Source organism: Thiolinea disciformis DSM 14473 (genome assembly GCF_000371925.1).
GTDB lineage: Bacteria > Pseudomonadota > Gammaproteobacteria > Thiotrichales > Thiotrichaceae > Thiolinea > Thiolinea disciformis.
The window spans coordinates 51,761-67,930 of the sequence record NZ_AQVE01000024.1; the positions used below are offsets into that span (position 1 = coordinate 51,761).

Annotated in this window: 15 protein-coding genes; 4 read left to right on the plus strand and 11 right to left on the minus strand. The window is 44.7% G+C overall.

The features are described 5' to 3' along the window. Window positions 1–50: 50 nt before the first annotated feature. Window positions 51–1,580, plus strand: a complete 1,530-nt coding sequence (locus tag A3IE_RS0115730) for an AmpG family muropeptide MFS transporter (RefSeq protein WP_020396585.1) — start codon at window positions 51–53, stop codon at window positions 1,578–1,580. On the opposite strand, the gene lptG is transcribed toward A3IE_RS0115730, so the two are convergent. Both lptG and lptF read right to left on the minus strand, forming a co-directional pair. Further along, window positions 1,581–2,648: an LPS export ABC transporter permease LptG gene (gene lptG, locus A3IE_RS0115735; protein ID WP_020396586.1), complete on the minus strand. Its 1,068-nt coding sequence runs from the start codon at window positions 2,646–2,648 to the stop codon at window positions 1,581–1,583. After that, window positions 2,645–3,712 carry an LPS export ABC transporter permease LptF gene (gene lptF, locus A3IE_RS0115740; RefSeq protein WP_020396587.1) on the minus strand — a complete coding sequence of 356 codons (1,068 nt, stop codon included), beginning with the start codon at window positions 3,710–3,712 and terminating at the stop codon, window positions 2,645–2,647. Before lptF ends, lptG begins: the two co-directional genes overlap by 4 nt. A gap of 266 nt (window positions 3,713–3,978) precedes the next feature. On the opposite strand from lptF, the gene A3IE_RS0115745 reads away from it, so the two are divergent. Beyond that, on the plus strand, window positions 3,979–5,496 hold the full coding sequence (locus tag A3IE_RS0115745) for an ankyrin repeat domain-containing protein (protein WP_020396588.1): 1,518 nt from the start codon (window positions 3,979–3,981) through the stop codon (window positions 5,494–5,496). Here A3IE_RS0115745 and lepB read toward each other — a convergent pair. Genes lepB through ampD form a run of 3 tightly spaced genes read right to left on the minus strand, consistent with a single transcriptional unit; the run spans window position 5,450 to window position 8,664 of the window. Next, window positions 5,450–6,472 (minus strand): signal peptidase I, encoded by a 1,023-nt coding sequence (gene lepB / locus A3IE_RS20980; RefSeq protein ID WP_020396589.1) that lies wholly within the window; start codon window positions 6,470–6,472, stop codon window positions 5,450–5,452. The two genes, A3IE_RS0115745 and lepB, sit on opposite strands and share 47 nt — an antisense overlap. Before the next feature lie 30 nt (window positions 6,473–6,502). Continuing rightward, a complete protein-coding gene (locus A3IE_RS20985) occupies window positions 6,503–8,089 on the minus strand; it encodes a phospholipase D family protein (RefSeq protein WP_020396590.1) in 1,587 nt (528 codons plus the stop codon). After that, window positions 8,089–8,664: a 1,6-anhydro-N-acetylmuramyl-L-alanine amidase AmpD gene (ampD, locus tag A3IE_RS0115760; RefSeq protein WP_020396591.1), complete on the minus strand. Its 576-nt coding sequence runs from the start codon at window positions 8,662–8,664 to the stop codon at window positions 8,089–8,091. Before ampD ends, A3IE_RS20985 begins: the two co-directional genes overlap by 1 nt. Before the next feature lie 180 nt (window positions 8,665–8,844). On the opposite strand from ampD, the gene rarD reads away from it, so the two are divergent. Together rarD and A3IE_RS0115770 are read left to right on the plus strand one after the other, a co-directional pair. Next, entirely contained in the window at window positions 8,845–9,762 is a 918-nt protein-coding gene (rarD, locus tag A3IE_RS0115765; RefSeq protein WP_020396592.1) for an EamA family transporter RarD, read from the plus strand. Between the two features lie 3 nt (window positions 9,763–9,765). Next, a complete protein-coding gene (locus A3IE_RS0115770) occupies window positions 9,766–10,230 on the plus strand; it encodes a GNAT family N-acetyltransferase (protein WP_020396593.1) in 465 nt (154 codons plus the stop codon). A 4-nt stretch (window positions 10,231–10,234) separates the two neighbouring features. Here the strand turns inward: A3IE_RS0115770 and A3IE_RS0115775 are convergent, their stop codons facing one another. The 6 genes from A3IE_RS0115775 to A3IE_RS22575 all read right to left on the minus strand — a co-directional run. After that, window positions 10,235–10,534: a DUF3144 domain-containing protein gene (locus A3IE_RS0115775; protein WP_020396594.1), complete on the minus strand. Its 300-nt coding sequence runs from the start codon at window positions 10,532–10,534 to the stop codon at window positions 10,235–10,237. 105 nt (window positions 10,535–10,639) lie between these two features. Continuing rightward, window positions 10,640–11,614, minus strand: coding sequence for an ABC transporter permease (locus A3IE_RS0115780; protein ID WP_020396595.1), 975 nt, complete (start codon window positions 11,612–11,614; stop codon window positions 10,640–10,642). After that, window positions 11,611–12,720, minus strand: coding sequence for an ABC transporter permease (locus tag A3IE_RS0115785; protein ID WP_020396596.1), 1,110 nt, complete (start codon window positions 12,718–12,720; stop codon window positions 11,611–11,613). The genes A3IE_RS0115780 and A3IE_RS0115785 overlap by 4 nt, the downstream gene beginning before the upstream one ends. Then, on the minus strand, window positions 12,717–14,264 hold the full coding sequence (locus A3IE_RS0115790) for an ABC transporter ATP-binding protein (RefSeq protein WP_020396597.1): 1,548 nt from the start codon (window positions 14,262–14,264) through the stop codon (window positions 12,717–12,719). The genes A3IE_RS0115785 and A3IE_RS0115790 overlap by 4 nt, the downstream gene beginning before the upstream one ends. Window positions 14,265–14,269: 5 nt before the next feature. Next, on the minus strand, window positions 14,270–15,259 hold the full coding sequence (locus A3IE_RS0115795; RefSeq protein WP_020396598.1) for a BMP family lipoprotein: 990 nt from the start codon (window positions 15,257–15,259) through the stop codon (window positions 14,270–14,272). 637 nt (window positions 15,260–15,896) lie between these two features. Next, a partial coding sequence (locus tag A3IE_RS22575) for an IS1 family transposase (protein WP_020394719.1) occupies window positions 15,897–16,170 on the minus strand: 274 nt, incomplete at its 5' end.

Genomic DNA, 16,170 nt, shown 5'->3' on the forward strand with positions numbered 1-16,170 from the left:
AATTCACCGATGATTCTGCCCCATCCAGAATATCATTGCAGAGCAAGCGCATGAGCGAGACAACAAAATCAGTAGCTAGCTGGGAAGAAACCCTTAATTCCGTTCTCGAGCCGCGTATACGTACCATGTTTTTTTTAGGCTTTGCTGCGGGCATTCCCATTCTACTGATTTTCTCATCGTTATCATTGTGGCTGGGTGAAGCAGGCGTTGAGAAAAAGACAGTTACTTTTTTTAGTTGGGCCGCCTTAGGCTATTCCTTCAAATTTGTTTGGGCACCTTTGGTTGATACCCTACCCCTTCCTTGGCTTACCCAGCGTTTTGGGCGACGCCGTAGCTGGATGCTGGTGGCACAAGCTTTTATCATGCTCGCGATTATCTTAATGGCCAGTGTTGATCCTGCCGCGAATTTAAACAACCTAAAACTCATGGCAATCGCAGCGGTTTTGCTAGGCTTTTCATCAGCCACCCAAGATATTGTGATTGATGCCTATCGGATTGAATCCGCTGATACCACACTCCAAGCGATGATGTCCTCCAGCTATATTGCAGGTTATCGACTCGGCATGGTTGTAGCCGGTGCTGGCGCTTTGTACCTTGCTTCATTATTTGGCTCGGAAAAAACGCATTATGTGTACGAAGCATGGCGTTGGACTTATTACATTATGGCCGCCATGATGTTAGTTGGCGTAGTAACCACTCTCATTATTACTGAACCCAGCCCCACGACCCTACGTACACGTCAGTATGCGACCCATGAATATTTGCGCTTAGTGGCACTTTTTGCTGTGGGAATAGCAAGCTTTATCTTGGTATTTTATGCGCTGAGTGTACGTGAGCAAAACCCCTTGGGCGTTTTCTTAAGTTTCCTACGTGAAACCAGCCATTTTGGACTTGCGCTCGCGGCTGCCATAACCGCCGGATGGCTAACCGTCAAAATAGGATTAATCGACCAGCAGATCGCCTATGAAACGTGGATAGAGCCCATTCTCGATTTTTTCAAACGCTATGGCCTCGCTACTGCCCTGCTCTTATTAACTTTAATTGGTTTATATCGCATTAGTGACATTGTGCTCGGTGTGATCTCCAATGTGTTTTATCAAGATATGGGCTTCACCAAACCTGAAATTGCTACCGCAGTAAAAACCTTTGGCGTCTTGGTCAGTATTGGCGGGGGCTTTTTAGGAGGCTTATTCGCAGCACGCTTTGGTGTGTTTAAAGCTTTATTGTGGGGTGCAATACTCGCCGCACTTAGCAATCTCACGTTCGTGGCACTCGCACAAGCCGGTCATAACCTAGTACTGATGTATAGCGCTATTACTGCCGACAATTTAGCGGCGGGCTTTGCGGGCGCTGCCTTTATAGCTTTTTTATCCTCACTGACCAATGTCTCCTTTACCGCCGTTCAATACGCGATTTTCAGCTCCCTAATGACCTTAATTCCTAAAGTATTAGGGGGTTATTCAGGAACCATTGTCGAAAATATCGGGTACTCGCAGTTTTTTATTGGCACCACCCTGATCGGCCTGCCGATTATTATTTTAGTTATATGGGCAGGCAAACGCTTGGAAATTAATAGTTAATCAACGAATCCGGCGCAATAAGAACAAGCCCGCACCAGTAAATGCAATTAAGGGCAAAACCGCAGACCAAAAAGGTGATATCCCATACACAAGCCCTGTATTGCTGACAATACGATCCAGCAACAAATAAGCAATGCCGATCAGAATGCCGATAAAGATGCGCTGCCCTGCCCCAGCATTGCGTTGAAAACCAAATACCAAAGGAGCCGCAAGAATAAGCATCACTAAGGTTGATAAGGGTGTGGTGAAATGTTTCCAATATTCCAGTTCAAAGCGCTCACTGCTCAACGCATTTTCTTTCTGATGCGCGATGTATTGCGCTAACTCGTTGGCCGCTAATTGATCCGGCTGCACAGTAGCAATACTCAACATATTGTCCGGCAATAACTTCTCAACGTCCAAAATTGCATGTTTCTCGATGCTTACTCCCGAGCGTTTAAGGTACTTATCCAACACTTGCTGTAATTGCCAAGTATTCGCTTGGCGAGTGGCAGTTTCAGCGCTCAGAATGCGGCTGATGCCACCTTCGTCGAGATTAATTTCATAAACCGTTAAACCATCTACTTTGGCTTCTGACCATATTTTGTCAATATGAATCAGACTATTGCCATTTTTTAGCCAAACACCTGCATCCGAAACCGCGACCTCTTGCTGTAAATGACTAATTTTAAAATTCTCGGCATAGCTTTCACTACGGGGCGCTACCCACTCACCTAACGCAAAAGCAGCGACACTTAGCACGACACCTAACTGTAAGGTGATGCTTACAATCCGCGCTAATGACATTCCTGCGGCACGCATCGCAACAATTTCGCTATTCGAGGCCATCGTCCCCAAACCCATCAAACTTCCAATCAAAACGGCGTAGGGAAAGTTGGTGTATAAAGTACGTGGAAAGCGATATAGCACATATAATAAAGCCTGCGCTGTGCCATAACGTGTGTCTGCATCGACATCACCTAATTCAGCAAGAAAATCAAATAAGCCAAATAATAAGCTGAGGGCAATCCAAGCCACTACAATACTGGCTAGTAAATTACGCCATAAATAGCGTGAAATAAGGCTCATGCGGGCTTTCCGTAATATTGGCGCAAAAACCATAAGCCGATAGCGATCACGATGATATGCACCCACCATAAGCCCAACCACATCGGCAATTTGCCATCATCCAGAAAACCGCGTGCGGTGATAAGTGCATTAGCATATAAGCCATATAATAAAATTGCCCAAGCTACCTTACTGTAGCGTCCTTGACGCGGCTTCGTATAACTCAAGGGAAAAGCAATAAAGGCTAAGACAGGGGTGGTTAAAATCACGGATAAACGCCATTGCAATTCAATCCAAGCAGCGTTGTCATTCATGCTTAATAAAGTGCTGGTGGGCAAGGAGGCTAATTCAGGCGCTTTATCAAAATTACGCAAAGGAATACGAATACCATGTTCGGCAAAACGTACCACGGTCATCCCACCACGCTCAGGATCATTCTCATAGCGATAGCCATCACGGATTTGCAAGAAACGCTCCCCCGTCACCGAATCAATAAATAGCATAGCCGAGCGCGCCCATACTAAAACCTCACTCTTATCTTGCTGGAGGCGTACAAAAAACTTTTCCATCACCGTGCGAGATTCGTCGATGGACTCCGCCAAGATTGTATAATTTTTAGTTTTATTGCCAGTGGTTACGAACTGTCCAGCGGGAATGCCAGCCGCTTCAGGGCGTTGTTGAACTTCACGCAATAAACTTTCGTGGTTTTGCTCCAAACGAGGCGCCAACCACAATACCGCCAGTGCCATTAATAAGCTGAGTGGCAAGACAAAACTAAAAATGGCACGGTAAAATTGCTTGGGTCCCACGCCAGCCGCTTGTAAAGCAACCATTTCAGAGTCGCGATATAAACGGCTAAAAGCCAACATCATGCCAATTAATAAAGCAACAGGCGTTAGTCTTATCAGCGTTTTTAAAGAACCATAGCTGAGTAGACCACCCAAAAGATCCACTGGTAAGTTGCCATTGCTCGCATTTGCTAATAATCTAACAAAGGTATTACCAATAATAATGAGTGATAAAACCAGCAAGGTAGCAAAAAAACTCAGCGCAATCTCTTTAAACAAGTAGCGATTGAGTATCATTTCGACAATTTTTATCGGTTAAATTTGAAATATTAGCGCATACATTAATTTTTAGCCGTGTTTAGACGGGTGTATAGTATTATTATCCAGTGTTTGAGCAAAAAAGGTACTTTCCTTAACGGGCTTGATTGCATATAGTCCAGCCGTATTGCTACTGCGCTCAAATATGATCATTATTCGATCATTTTACTGACAGATCACCTAGACAAACAAGCGCTCCACTAGACAAGTCTGGTTTAAGCGAGTTGCTGTGTAGGAGTAGGGGCGTGAAAAACAACTTAACCCGGCCAGCCGGTTCTTTATTATTTGCAGAAATATTCATAAGACGTATGACACGACTATCTATTTTGTTAATTGGCTTGGCAAGCTTGTTACCAAGCTTAAGCCATGCAGCTAATGAAGATGCCAAGCTACAAGCACAAGAGTGGCGCCGTATCGCCGCAGAAGCTACGCAAGCAGGCGATACCCAGCAGGCATCCCAAGCGCTAGCCGCCGCAAAACAGTGGGAGCAACTTGCGCAAGACGCCAAGGGCGGCGCTGCCAATCCAGCGGCTGGCAATACAGACGGCAATGGAGCCAACAAAAGTGCTACACCAAGTCCTCCTGTGGATGACAAAGCTGCACGCCTACGCGATGGCCTGCAACAAGCTATTTCCGATGGTGATTATAATCGTGCTAAAGGTTTTATTAATCAAGGCGCACAACCCACACCGGAAATGGTTCAACTCGCGGTTGATGGGGGTTATACAGGAATTGCGTATCTGTTATCAAAAAGTGGTGCAGCCTTAGATGGTGGTGTGTTAGGGCGTGCTTTATTAAAGGCCGCGAATGCACAAGATCAAGAACGCATAAAAAATCTGCTTAAGTTGGGTGCAAATGTCAATTACAGCGAGAATGGTGTGACGGCCATGTCGATTGCAGCACGCCAAAACAATATGGGAATGATTAGTTTATTACTTTCCCAAGGCGCACAGCGTGATCCTACTGAACTAGGCCGTATGTTGTTTCAAGCGGTTGAACAAGGTGAACGAGACAGAGCACAGAACCTGATCAAAATGGGTGCTAATGCAAATTATGCGCAAGACGGTATGACTTGCTTGTCACGCGCACTCGACCGTAATGACTTTGGTATGGTCAGTGCCTTAATCGCTGGCGGCGCTGCAGCCGACCCTGCTGTCTTAGGTAAAGCCTTATTCCAAGCGGTAGAGCAAGATGAACGGGAAAAAGTTAGTAGCTTGATTAAATTAAAAGCTGATGTAAATTTCTCTGCAAATGGCGTCACACCGTTAACAGTCGCTATTAATAACTCCAATCTAGCACTGGCCAATTTATTAGTGCAAGCGGGTGCCACAGATCCTTCCGGGCGCTTTGGTAAAAAAACATTTGATGCAGCCTTAGAAGGTGATACCGCTTGGCTTTCGATTTTGGCAAAAGTGCCCAGTTATGCGAATTATCGCAATGCAGAAGGGGAAACGCCTTTACACGCTGCTGCCTCTACCGGTCAAACAGAAGCCGTCGCTATTTTGTTACGTGCCGGTGTTGATCCCAATATTTTAACTGTCAAGAACTGGACGCCACTGCACCATGCCGCGCGTTTTGGTCATCAATTGCCAGTGATGCATTTATTGAAAGCCGGTTCAGATATTTATGCCGTGAATTCCGACGGATATGATGCTTATAAACTCGCGACCCTGGCACCGCGTGATACCAAAAATGATATTGATTCCTCTGGCGTACTCAATTACCTAAAGCTTTGGATGAGCCACCACCCTCGTCCGCAGTAAGCAAGGGTTTAAAGCGATCTAACCAATCTGTCCAAGTGCCATGCACTGCACTTGGATGGAGTGCGGTGCCACTCCGGTTTTCCACCAAGACTTTTTTCTCTTTATTATAAGAAACTAAAATCTGCCGCGCACGCCCAAAAATATCCTCCATCGGTACTGACCCAAAGACGCGCGAATCACTACTATTCGTGCGATTATCTCCCATTACAAAGACTTGACCCGGAGGAACTTTGACATCAATTTTAGTATTCTTTTCCTTGTTACGATCCTTCCAAACGACCACCCAAGTATTATCCGCATCGCTTTCTTGCACTACATCCATATCAGCTTGTGCGGTAATGGACTGCGTTAATAGCTTATCATTCACGCGCAATTCACTACCTGTTAACTGAACGTGATCGCCGGGTAGACCAATGACCCGTTTTACATAGCGAATGGTACGATCATTGGGGTAGACAAAAATCGCAATGTCGCCGCGCTTCACCGCAAACTCACAGTTTGGACAGTTATAACGCATATCTGCCAAAATATAATCACCCGCAATCAGATTGGGTTCCATACTGGCAGAAGGAATCAAATACATATCCACCCACCGTGAACGCACCGTCTGGCTGAGCCAAGGCACAAATAAACTCAGCATCAGTAAAGCCACCAACAAATAAACCCCAAAACCTTGCCAACTATGCAATGGCTGAGCGGGCTGGCGATAGGCTGAGCGGAAGGCTTGAATCATATTCGCCAACCATACCAATGAACTCAGGCCAGTGAACAAGGCTATCGCCCAAATCCCCCAAGCTGCAGGCAGGTGCACCAAACTAAAACCCAAAGCAGGCACACTTAAACTGGTAAAAATGAGGAAGAACCACGCTGCTTTGTTGAGTTCGCCGTTATAAATCTGCCCCAATCCGGGCAAAATAGCGGACAATAAAAAAGCCATTAATGGCTGGCGGCGATATAAAGAAACAGTTTGTGGCATGAATTTCCTTGAGTTCTAGCAAAGGTTTAGTTATAGCAGCCATTCCACGGGCAATAAAGCAATGGCACGAATAAAAATTTTCTGAATCAAGGACATATCTGGCTCATGCCTTAGTACTTGTTCACTACCGTCAGCATTTTGACGCTGCCATATTAGTCGGTCTTGCTCATCTAATTGCACTTTATAAGCACGATCTTCTACATAGCCCTGTAAATTTTGCACGGTTTGCGCGGCATAAGTAGGATTTTCAAATACAATCCCCATCTCGGTATTATGAATCATTGAACGCGGATCAAGATTGAATGAACCGACAAAAACCTTTTCACGATCCACGATAAAAGCTTTGGCATGTAAACTGGCACGCTTAGAACCTAGCAGTGACCACGCATGTTGTTTATTGGGCTGATGCTTCTTAAAAAAACGCCGTTTTTGCCGCTCGTTTTTCGAAATAACTTCGTAAATATTCACGCCAAGCTTTAATAGGCGCTTACGGTAATTGATATAACCCGCATGTACTACTGGCACATCATTAGCGGCATAGGAGTTCGTTACAATAGTGATCTTCACGCCCCGCTCGCGTAAGGTCGCTAAGGTCGCTAAGCCATGTTTTGCTGGTACAAAATAAGGTGAAGCGATAACCAATTCGTGTTGCGCCGAACGCAGAAGTGCTAATAATTCGGGCACCATATTGCCGCCCGTTTCAGAGAATTTTGAAACCACTTTATAGGGATCATCGAATAAAAGCCTCAAAGGGCCTTCATGTAGATCCAAAGGAGCCGCCCAACGCCAGCGATCAATACGTTCTTGATGTTTAAGCAGATTGTCACGATAACGCTTCAAGCTCTGATCCAATTGCGCGCGCCATGGTAGATATTCCGTATCACTAGCAGGTTCTGCCAAACGCTTAAGCTCGACCGCTAAGCCGCTATACCAATACTCTTCAAATGCTTTAACAATGGCCGCTACACTAGTGCCACCAATTAATACATCTAAATCGGCAAAAGCGACTTCTGGATTAAAGTTAAAATACTCATTCCCAATATTACGCCCGCCTACAATGCTAGTAATAGCATCAACGCTAAACGATTTATTGTGCATGCGGCGCGTGATACGCGGAAACCGCGCGATGTACTCTGGTAGGCGCGCAAAACGTAATAAAAAAGGATTAAAAATTCTAATTTCTAATTGAGGTGTTTCCTCCATCAAACGCCGCAAACGCGCTTCCCGACGCCACGTATCCATATCATCGAGCAACAAGCGAACTTGCACGCCGCGCTTGGCGGCCTCCACCAAAGCGGCAAGCATCGCCTGCCCTGTACTATCATCATGAAATAAATAATATTGCACCTCCAAACAACTGACGGCTTGGTCGGCCAAATGAATACGCGTTAATAAGGCTATTTCTGCATCATCTAAGGGATACACTAAACTAGAATCGTCTAAATCATCTACCATCAACGCTTGTAGCGCTTCATGCAAACACCCTTCTTTCAAAGATTGTTCCGGCATTCTTTCCTGCTCAGTCCATTGAACTCGAAACTGATGCTCACCTAAGAGACGAATAATCAACAAAAAAACGCCCACTGACACACAACAGGCTAATCCGGCTTCTAGCATTAACTTAGCTCAAGCTGAGCATCAGCCGGTAAATTGACTTGCAGGGCTTTACTCAAACGCGCCCAATCAAAAAAAGGCCCTGGATCGGTTTTGCGCCCTGGTGCAATATGCTCATGCCCGGTAATGCGCTCTAAACTCAAACTGGCATAGGCCGCAACCAAGGCTGGCAAAATCACTAGTAACGCGCGATATTGCGCTTCAGTAAAGGCGGTAAAATCTGAGCCTTCTAGCTCAATACCGATCGAAAAATCATTACAACGCTCACGCCCACGAAAACGCGATAAACCGGCATGAAAGGCACGCTGTTCAAACGGCACGTATTGCACTACTTCCCCATCACGCCGAATCAGGAGATGACTCGCGACACGCAAATGACAAATACTGGCAAAAAACGGGTGCGCTTCTGGCTCCAACTGATTAGTAAACAAACGATCAATAGCATCGCCACCAAACTGATACGGCGGCAAACTAATATTATGCAACACAATCAGCTCAGGCACACAACCGACAGGACGTGCATCACAATTAGGCGAAGCACAGACACGCGCTTGACTTAGCCATCCGTTTTCAATCATAAACTTCCTATGGGCAGTTTTAGGCACCGCGATTCTACGACTGCCCATGGCATTTAAGCAAAACCCATGAGCTAAGATAAGTTAACTAGCCCTTGTGCTGTATTTTACTGAGCAAACTGTATCTATCTATCCCACTATCAGCGGCATAAGCTGACCGTATTTTTGTAAAAATCGCGCCTTATGAGTTCTATAAACACACAACGTGAACAACGCCTTGGTTTTATTTATGGCGTTTTGTCGTATTTAATTTGGGGATTTTTCCCACTCTATTTTTATCTATTAAAACCGATTACGCCATGGCAAGTATTGATGCACCGTGTGATTTGGAGCTTTTTATTAGTCAGTGCTATCGCTTTGCTCCTAAAACGTTGGCAACCCATTAAAGAAGCACTGTTTAATCCCAATATTCTCAAACCCTTAGCTATTTCATCGGTGCTCATTTCTGCCAACTGGCTCATCTTTATTTGGGCGGTTGGGCAACAACGTGTACTCGAAAGTAGCCTTGGTTATTTCCTGACTCCGTTGATAAGTGTGACGCTAGCGCGGATTTTCCTACAGGAAAAAATGGATACCTATCGCCTGCTGGCCGTGTTATTAGCCTGCATTGGCGTAGCGTGGCAAGTGATTCACATGGGACAACTCCCTTGGATTTCCTTAGCCTTGGCGGGAAGTTTTGGCTTTTATGGTTTAGTGCGCAAAAAAGCTCCGGTAGACGCGCTCACGGGCTTAATCATTGAAACCGGCTTTCTCCTACCCTTTGCTTTAATCTATTGGCTATGGCTAATAGCACAAGGCGAAAATCAGTTTTCCTTCAACACACCTTTTACCACCTTCTTACTGATCGCTAGTGGTGCGGTCACGGCTATTCCCTTGTTAACCTTCGCCGCCGGCGCCAAACGTTTAAGCCTTACCGCAATTGGCTTCATTATGTACATCAATCCAACCATGCAGTTCTTAAGCGCCACCTTGGTGTTCAAAGAACCTTTTAATAGCACACAATTAGTCAGTTTCGGCTTTATTTGGGCAGCTTTGACGGTGTTTAGTTTGGGGGCAGTGCGCCACTATAAAAAACCTATTGTTAAATTAGCAAAGGCTTAAAACATGTTACAGATACTAAAAGCTAATAGCGAGGATGCTGAGGCGATCCTTGCTTTACAACGCCTAGCCTATCAATCAGAAGCTAGGCTGTATAATGACTGGACGCTACCTGCCTTAACACAAACATTAGCAAGCTTGCAAAAGGAGTTTAACGAGTCCGTGGTCTTAAAAATCTTACAGCATGACTATTTAATCGGCTCAGTGCGAGCAAAGCTAATCGACTCTATTTGCCATATTGGGAGGCTCATAGTCGCACCGCATTACCAACGCCAAGGAATCGGCTCAAGCCTTTTAAAAGCTATTGAAGGTGAATGTGCACACTGCGAAAAATATGTATTGTTTACTGGTAGTTTAAGTATTGCCAATATTCGGCTTTATCAGCACCATGGCTATACCATAACGCATCAGCAAGTTTTATCGCCAACAGTTGAGCTAACTTTTTTGGAAAAGCCTAATCAGCGAACTTAGCCTACTACGCTTCTTCGCTCGGCATCATATAATGCTGAAAATTTTCGATATAATCATCGAAATTCTCTTCCAACATTTGGCGGTATTCACCCATAAAATATTTCATCTGTTCGGCTTTAGCTTTTTTCAATTCCTGTGCTGAGTTATAGCCTGTAGCGCTTAACCAAGCATTAAAGCGTGCTGCGGCGTACATCATAGATAAGCTAACTTTCTCGCCATCCGTATTTTCATGGATTTGTTGGTTGGATAATTCAATATGTGCATCAGCACGCGTATAAAAACTCTCATCAATTTCTTCAGACATTTTTTTCGCCAGTGGTTTTTAGGATGTAGACACGTATTTGAGATACAAAAACCGAGGTCAGTAAGCACCTCGGATAATAATTTTTAATAGACTTATGCGCGCCAATTAACGCTCTTTCACATAGGGAATACCATCCGCTTTAGGAGGACGTGATTTACCTAAGAAGCCAGCCAATAAAATCACCGTCAAAATATAAGGTAAAGACTCAATTAATTGCACAGGCACTGTACCAATATGCGGCAAGCTTACCCCTTGTAAACGTACCGCTACGGCATCTAAGAATCCAAACAATAAGCAAGCAAACAATACCGGCCAAGGTCGCCAATTCGCAAAAATCAAAGCCGCCAAAGCCATAAAGCCTTGCCCTGCGGTCATATCACGAATGAATTGAGCATTTTGAGCCGTAGATAAATAAGCACCGGCAAAGCCACATAATACCCCTGCAATAATGACCGCTTGATAACGTAATGTCGCCACTGAAATACCAGCCGTATCGACTGCCTTTGGATTTTCACCCACCGCACGTAAACGCAAACCAAAACGGGTTCTATAAAAAACCCACCACGTTAATGGCACTAGAGCGAAGGCCAGATAAACCAGAATATTATGGCCGGACAACATATCGCTATATAAAGGGCCAATATAAGGCACGGTCTGCATAGACTCAGCAAAGGGTAACTGAATCGCAGTAAAACGCTCATTATTGGTCAATGAAGGGGTAGAACCACCTTGATGAAACCAAGCTAAACCCAATACCATGGTCAAGCCAGAAGCCAAAATATTGATAGCTACCCCGCTCACCACTTGATTACCGCGATGGGTGATCGAAGCAAAACCGTGCAAGAGTGAAAATAAAACAGAGACAATAATGGCAGCGATTAAACCTAACCATACAACACCGGTTAAATGGGCTATAGCAGCAGCGGCAAATGCACCAACCAACATTTTACCTTCCAAACCAATATCTACTACCCCAGCACGCTCAGAATATAAACCGGCTAGACCCGCGAATAATAAGGGAGTGGAAACCCGTAAGGTGGCATCCAAAGTTGAAATTAATAAGGTAAACCATTCACTCATGCGCTCACCTCATCTTTGACAAAACGTGATAAAAAGCGTTGAATTTGCGGGCGATACATACTTTCTAGCGCACCGGAAAATAGAATGATTAAGCCTTGAATCACGACGACCAAATCCCGCGTGACATTCGGCATATCAAACGATAATTCAGCGCCCCCTTGGTATAAAGCGCCAAATAACAAGGCCGCTAATACAATACCCACCGGATGATTGCGCCCCATTAAGGCCACCGCAATGCCCCCAAATCCATAACCGGCATTAAAGCCTAGCAATAAACGATGTTGCACACCGAGTAATTCATTCACCGCCACTAAACCCGCCAAGCCGCCCGAAATCAGCATCGCCATCATAACAATATGCTTAGGATTAATACCGGCATAAATGGCCGCATCGGGATTAGCGCCCACGGTGCGTAGCTCATACCCCCAACGCGTTTTCCACAAAAACACCCAGACCGCAAAGCAGCAAAATAAGGCGAATAGGAAAGAAATATTGAGGGGCGAGCTAGCAAAAGGAATACCGAACCAGCCCAGCATTTCACTCCACGTGGGCAGGAAAGAGCTTTCTGCAAACGAACGGGTTTCGGGAGACATTTGCCCTTTCTCGCCTAATACATTCACTAATAGATAAACCATCAATGAGGAAGCGAGAAAGTTAAACATAATGGTCGTAATAACAATATGGCTGCCACGATAAGCTTGTAAATAAGCTGGAATAGCTGCCCATGCTGCTCCCATTAAGGCAGCGGCTAAAATCGCAAGCGGTATGAGAATAATAGCAGGCAGCCAGCCATCAAACGCAAGTACGACTAAGCCGACCCCCAGACCACCGATATAAGCCTGCCCTTCTCCTCCGATATTAAAAAGCCCAGCATGAAAAGCGATCGCAACGGCAAGTCCGGTAAAAATAAAATTCGTGGTGTAATAAAGCGTATAGCCAATACCATTTTGATAACCGAATGCACCTTTCACTAATAGCTTGGCAGCATCAATCGGATTAACACCAATGGCTAAAAACACTAAGGTGGTAACGACAAAGGCCGTCAAAATATTCAAAGTAGGCAAAATTAATAAATTCGCCCAACGTTGTGCGGTAGCGGGTTTCATGCACTCGCCTCCTTTGCTCCGGCATTGGCCATCAAGAGTCCAAGATTTTTTTCATTAGCCTCATCGTGACTAAGTTCGCCGGTGATCATGCCATCACACATCACAATAATGCGGTCGGATAAGGTCATGATTTCCTCTAACTCCACCGAGACGAGTAAAATGGCCTTACCCGCATTGCGCATGTCCATAATGTGCTGATGAATAAACTCAATTGCACCAATATCGACACCACGCGTAGGCTGCCCAATCAGTAAGACTTGTGGATCAGCAAAAATTTCGCGGGCAAGCACGATTTTCTGCTGATTACCACCCGAGAAATTACTCGATTGCAGATGCGGATCACGCGGGCGAATATCAAAGGTCTCAGCACGCTGCGCATATTCATCCGCCATCACCTTGTCTTTTAGGGTGATTGTAGCGTTATAGCGCGCTTCACGTTGGTAGCCAAGAATTTGAGACTGGTAAGCTTGGAAAGGCAACACTAAGCCCATCCGATGCCGATCTTCTGGCACATGGGCCAATCCCAGACGGCGTAATTGCGCAGGGTTTTTACTGCGTTTTGGCGTAATAGTCGTATCGCCTAAACGTACCTCGCCCGCTTGGAACCGAATAATACCCGACAATGCTTGTAGCAATTCACTTTGCCCATTACCCGAAACCCCCGCAAGCCCTACAATTTCACCGGCACCAATCGTAAAGCTCACGTTTTTAACGCGGCGTACACCGCTCGCATCGGTTACCGACAGATTAGTGACTTCTAATAAAGCAGCACCTGCTGGTTGGGCTTTGCGCTCCACATGCTGACGCACTTTACGCCCGACCATTAATTCTGCAAGTTCCGGCATAGAGGTTTGAGCGGTTACACGATGCGCGACCATTTTGCCATGACGCATCACCGATACGCAGTCGGTAATCGCCATAATTTCTCGCAATTTATGGGTAATGAGCAGAATGGTTACGCCATCCGCTTTCAAGGTCGCAAGAATACGAAATAAATCATCCGCTTCTTGTGGGGTTAAAACACCAGTTGGCTCATCCAGAATTAGAATACGTGCTTTGCGATATAGGGCTTTGAGGATTTCAATGCGTTGCTGAACACCCAAGGATAATTGATCGACAGGTGTATCGAGTGGCACTTCAAGACCATAAGTCTTGGCTAACTCGTTAAGGCTGGCGCGTGCTTGTTCTGCACTTTGCTTTAAACGTGCACCACCTTCGGCTCCTAACATAATATTTTCAAGCGCTGTGAAATTGTCCACCAGCATAAAATGCTGGTGAACCATTCCAATGCCCGCAGCAATAGCTTGTTGCGAATTGCGAATACTCATCGGCTGACCCTGAATGAGCATTTCGCCACTATCGGCTTCATAAAAGCCATAGATAATACTCATTAGGGTCGATTTGCCCGCACCGTTTTCACCGATAATGCCGTGAACGTCTCCAGCTTTTATCTGCAAATCGATATGATCATTCGCCAAGACCCGCCCGAAGCGTTTAGTAATGCCACGCAGCTCCAGCGCATACTTACTGTGTTGCGCTGTCATAGGCTTTACATCTTGCAGGTATTGTCAGTCATATAATCGTGTACTTTGATGGTGCCATCGATGATAGCTTTTTCGATTTCTGCCATCTTCGCTTTATAAGGCTCGACCATTTTCTCGTTGTGCTCATCAACTGCCCAACCTACGCCCTTCTCGGCTAAACCTAATGTCACTTTCCCTGCTTTCCAAGAACCCTCTTGTTGCGCTTTGAAAGTATCATAAGCTGCATTATCGACTCGTTTAACCATCGACGTTAACATCGTGCCGGGTTGTAAATGGTTTTGGTTAGAGTCTACACCAATCGCTAATTTGCCATTATCTTTGGCAGCTTGGTAAACACCAATACCTGTGCCACCAGCGGCTGCAAACACGACATCAGCGCCTTGGTCAAATTGTGACTTCGCTAATTCGCCACCTTTACTTGGGTTATTCCATGCCGCACCGGTTGAGCCGGTCATGTTCTGGAAAACTTTTACATCCTTATTAACATACTTTGCACCCTGCTCATAACCGCAAGCAAACTTACGAATCAAAGCAATATCTTGGCCACCGACAAAGCCAACCTTCCCTGTTTTTGAAGCCATCGCAGCTAAAGCCCCCACCAAGAAAGAACCTTGCTCTTCCCTGAAAGTCACGGATTGGACATTGGGCTGATCAACCACTGAATCAATAATAGTGAAGTGCGTATCTGGAAATTCTTTTGAAACCGTTTCCAAGGCTTTAGATTGACTAAATCCTACTGAAATGATCGGGTTAGAACCACGTTGCGCCATACGCCGAATGGCTTGCTCAATCTGAGAATCATTAGCCGGTTCAAACTCTTGGACTTCAACTTTAGTTTCCTCGGTGAAACGTTTAGCCCCATTAGAAACACCTTCATTAAAGGATTTGTCGAACTTTGTACCTAAGTCATACACAATGGCAGGTTTGAAATCAGCCGCTAACACAAATGCTGGTAAGCAAGTGCCTACTACTACACTCAACAACAATTTTTTCATGGCAACTCCTGTGGGGGACAAAAATGAAGGATTTGTGACGAAGAATATAATCTTTTCTGATAACAATAGGTATCGTTTTTCGTAGTATTTGAATGCAGATCACTTCTACGACAGACTTTCCACGCTCAAAGGTAACCAGTTGCTGGAAACTCCATCAAGGATAACACTGAGGTTGAACTAGAAAATTTGAAACAAATAATCATGTGGCAAAAATCAACCAGCTCTGTTAATTTTCTGACCAGACATATCGCAACACTAGACCTCTTGCGAAAGCAATTTTCTTGATCGATAAATCAATGAGTTAGTAAAATCAGCTCCAGCTTTCGCAAGAGTCCTACTGATCTACCAATCAATATCTTTTATATTTCACATAATTTTATTGCTCTAAATTTTAAGGTCAAGGATGAGAAATTATGAGTACAAAAATACCTAATGCTACTAATGAATTTTTTTTTATAAATTGGATTTTTTATACTCTTGTATTAATTACACCATTGATTGTTAGTTTAAAAGTAATCCCTGTGCCAGAAAAATACCTAAGGTATTGGTTTAATAGAAACGTTTTTGATTTTTTCTCTTATTATAAATCAATATTATTAATTATCTTTGGATTAATTCTTTTCCTTATATTAACCGGTCATGATTTAAAGGAGTTGAAGAAGCGTCTTTCGATACAGGTTCCAATGACTTTGTCATGAATCTCGATAGACTTAGAAAAACAGATCGTCTTGCGTGCTAGACGTTTAATCCAAATCCTCAAATTCAGGTTTTGCCGTTCAATGCTTTGTGTGTAGCGCTTAGTGATTAAATGCTTATCTTCAGGCAATAAACGCTCATAAGCGCCCCAATCATCCGTGCAATACAATGCCAGTTTGAAAGGTGTCAACCGTTCCAAGAGTTGCTTCAAGGTG

Bases quoted from the DNA above. Each gene is read 5' to 3' on its own strand.
- A3IE_RS0115730 (WP_020396585.1), top strand. From the start codon at position 51: ATGAGCGAGACAACAAAATCAGTAGCTAGCTGGGAAGAAACCCTTAAT.
- lptG (WP_020396586.1), bottom strand. From the start codon at position 2,648: ATGAGCCTTATTTCACGCTATTTATGGCGTAATTTACTAGCCAGTATT.
- lptF (WP_020396587.1), bottom strand. From the start codon at position 3,712: ATGATACTCAATCGCTACTTGTTTAAAGAGATTGCGCTGAGTTTTTTT.
- lepB (WP_020396589.1), bottom strand. From the start codon at position 6,472: ATGCCACAAACTGTTTCTTTATATCGCCGCCAGCCATTAATGGCTTTT.
- A3IE_RS20985 (WP_020396590.1), bottom strand. From the start codon at position 8,089: ATGCTAGAAGCCGGATTAGCCTGTTGTGTGTCAGTGGGCGTTTTTTTG.
- ampD (WP_020396591.1), bottom strand. From the start codon at position 8,664: ATGATTGAAAACGGATGGCTAAGTCAAGCGCGTGTCTGTGCTTCGCCT.
- rarD (WP_020396592.1), top strand. From the start codon at position 8,845: ATGAGTTCTATAAACACACAACGTGAACAACGCCTTGGTTTTATTTAT.
- A3IE_RS0115770 (WP_020396593.1), top strand. From the start codon at position 9,766: ATGTTACAGATACTAAAAGCTAATAGCGAGGATGCTGAGGCGATCCTT.
- A3IE_RS0115775 (WP_020396594.1), bottom strand. From the start codon at position 10,534: ATGTCTGAAGAAATTGATGAGAGTTTTTATACGCGTGCTGATGCACAT.
- A3IE_RS0115780 (WP_020396595.1), bottom strand. From the start codon at position 11,614: ATGAGTGAATGGTTTACCTTATTAATTTCAACTTTGGATGCCACCTTA.
- A3IE_RS0115785 (WP_020396596.1), bottom strand. From the start codon at position 12,720: ATGAAACCCGCTACCGCACAACGTTGGGCGAATTTATTAATTTTGCCT.
- A3IE_RS0115790 (WP_020396597.1), bottom strand. From the start codon at position 14,264: ATGACAGCGCAACACAGTAAGTATGCGCTGGAGCTGCGTGGCATTACT.
- A3IE_RS0115795 (WP_020396598.1), bottom strand. From the start codon at position 15,259: ATGAAAAAATTGTTGTTGAGTGTAGTAGTAGGCACTTGCTTACCAGCA.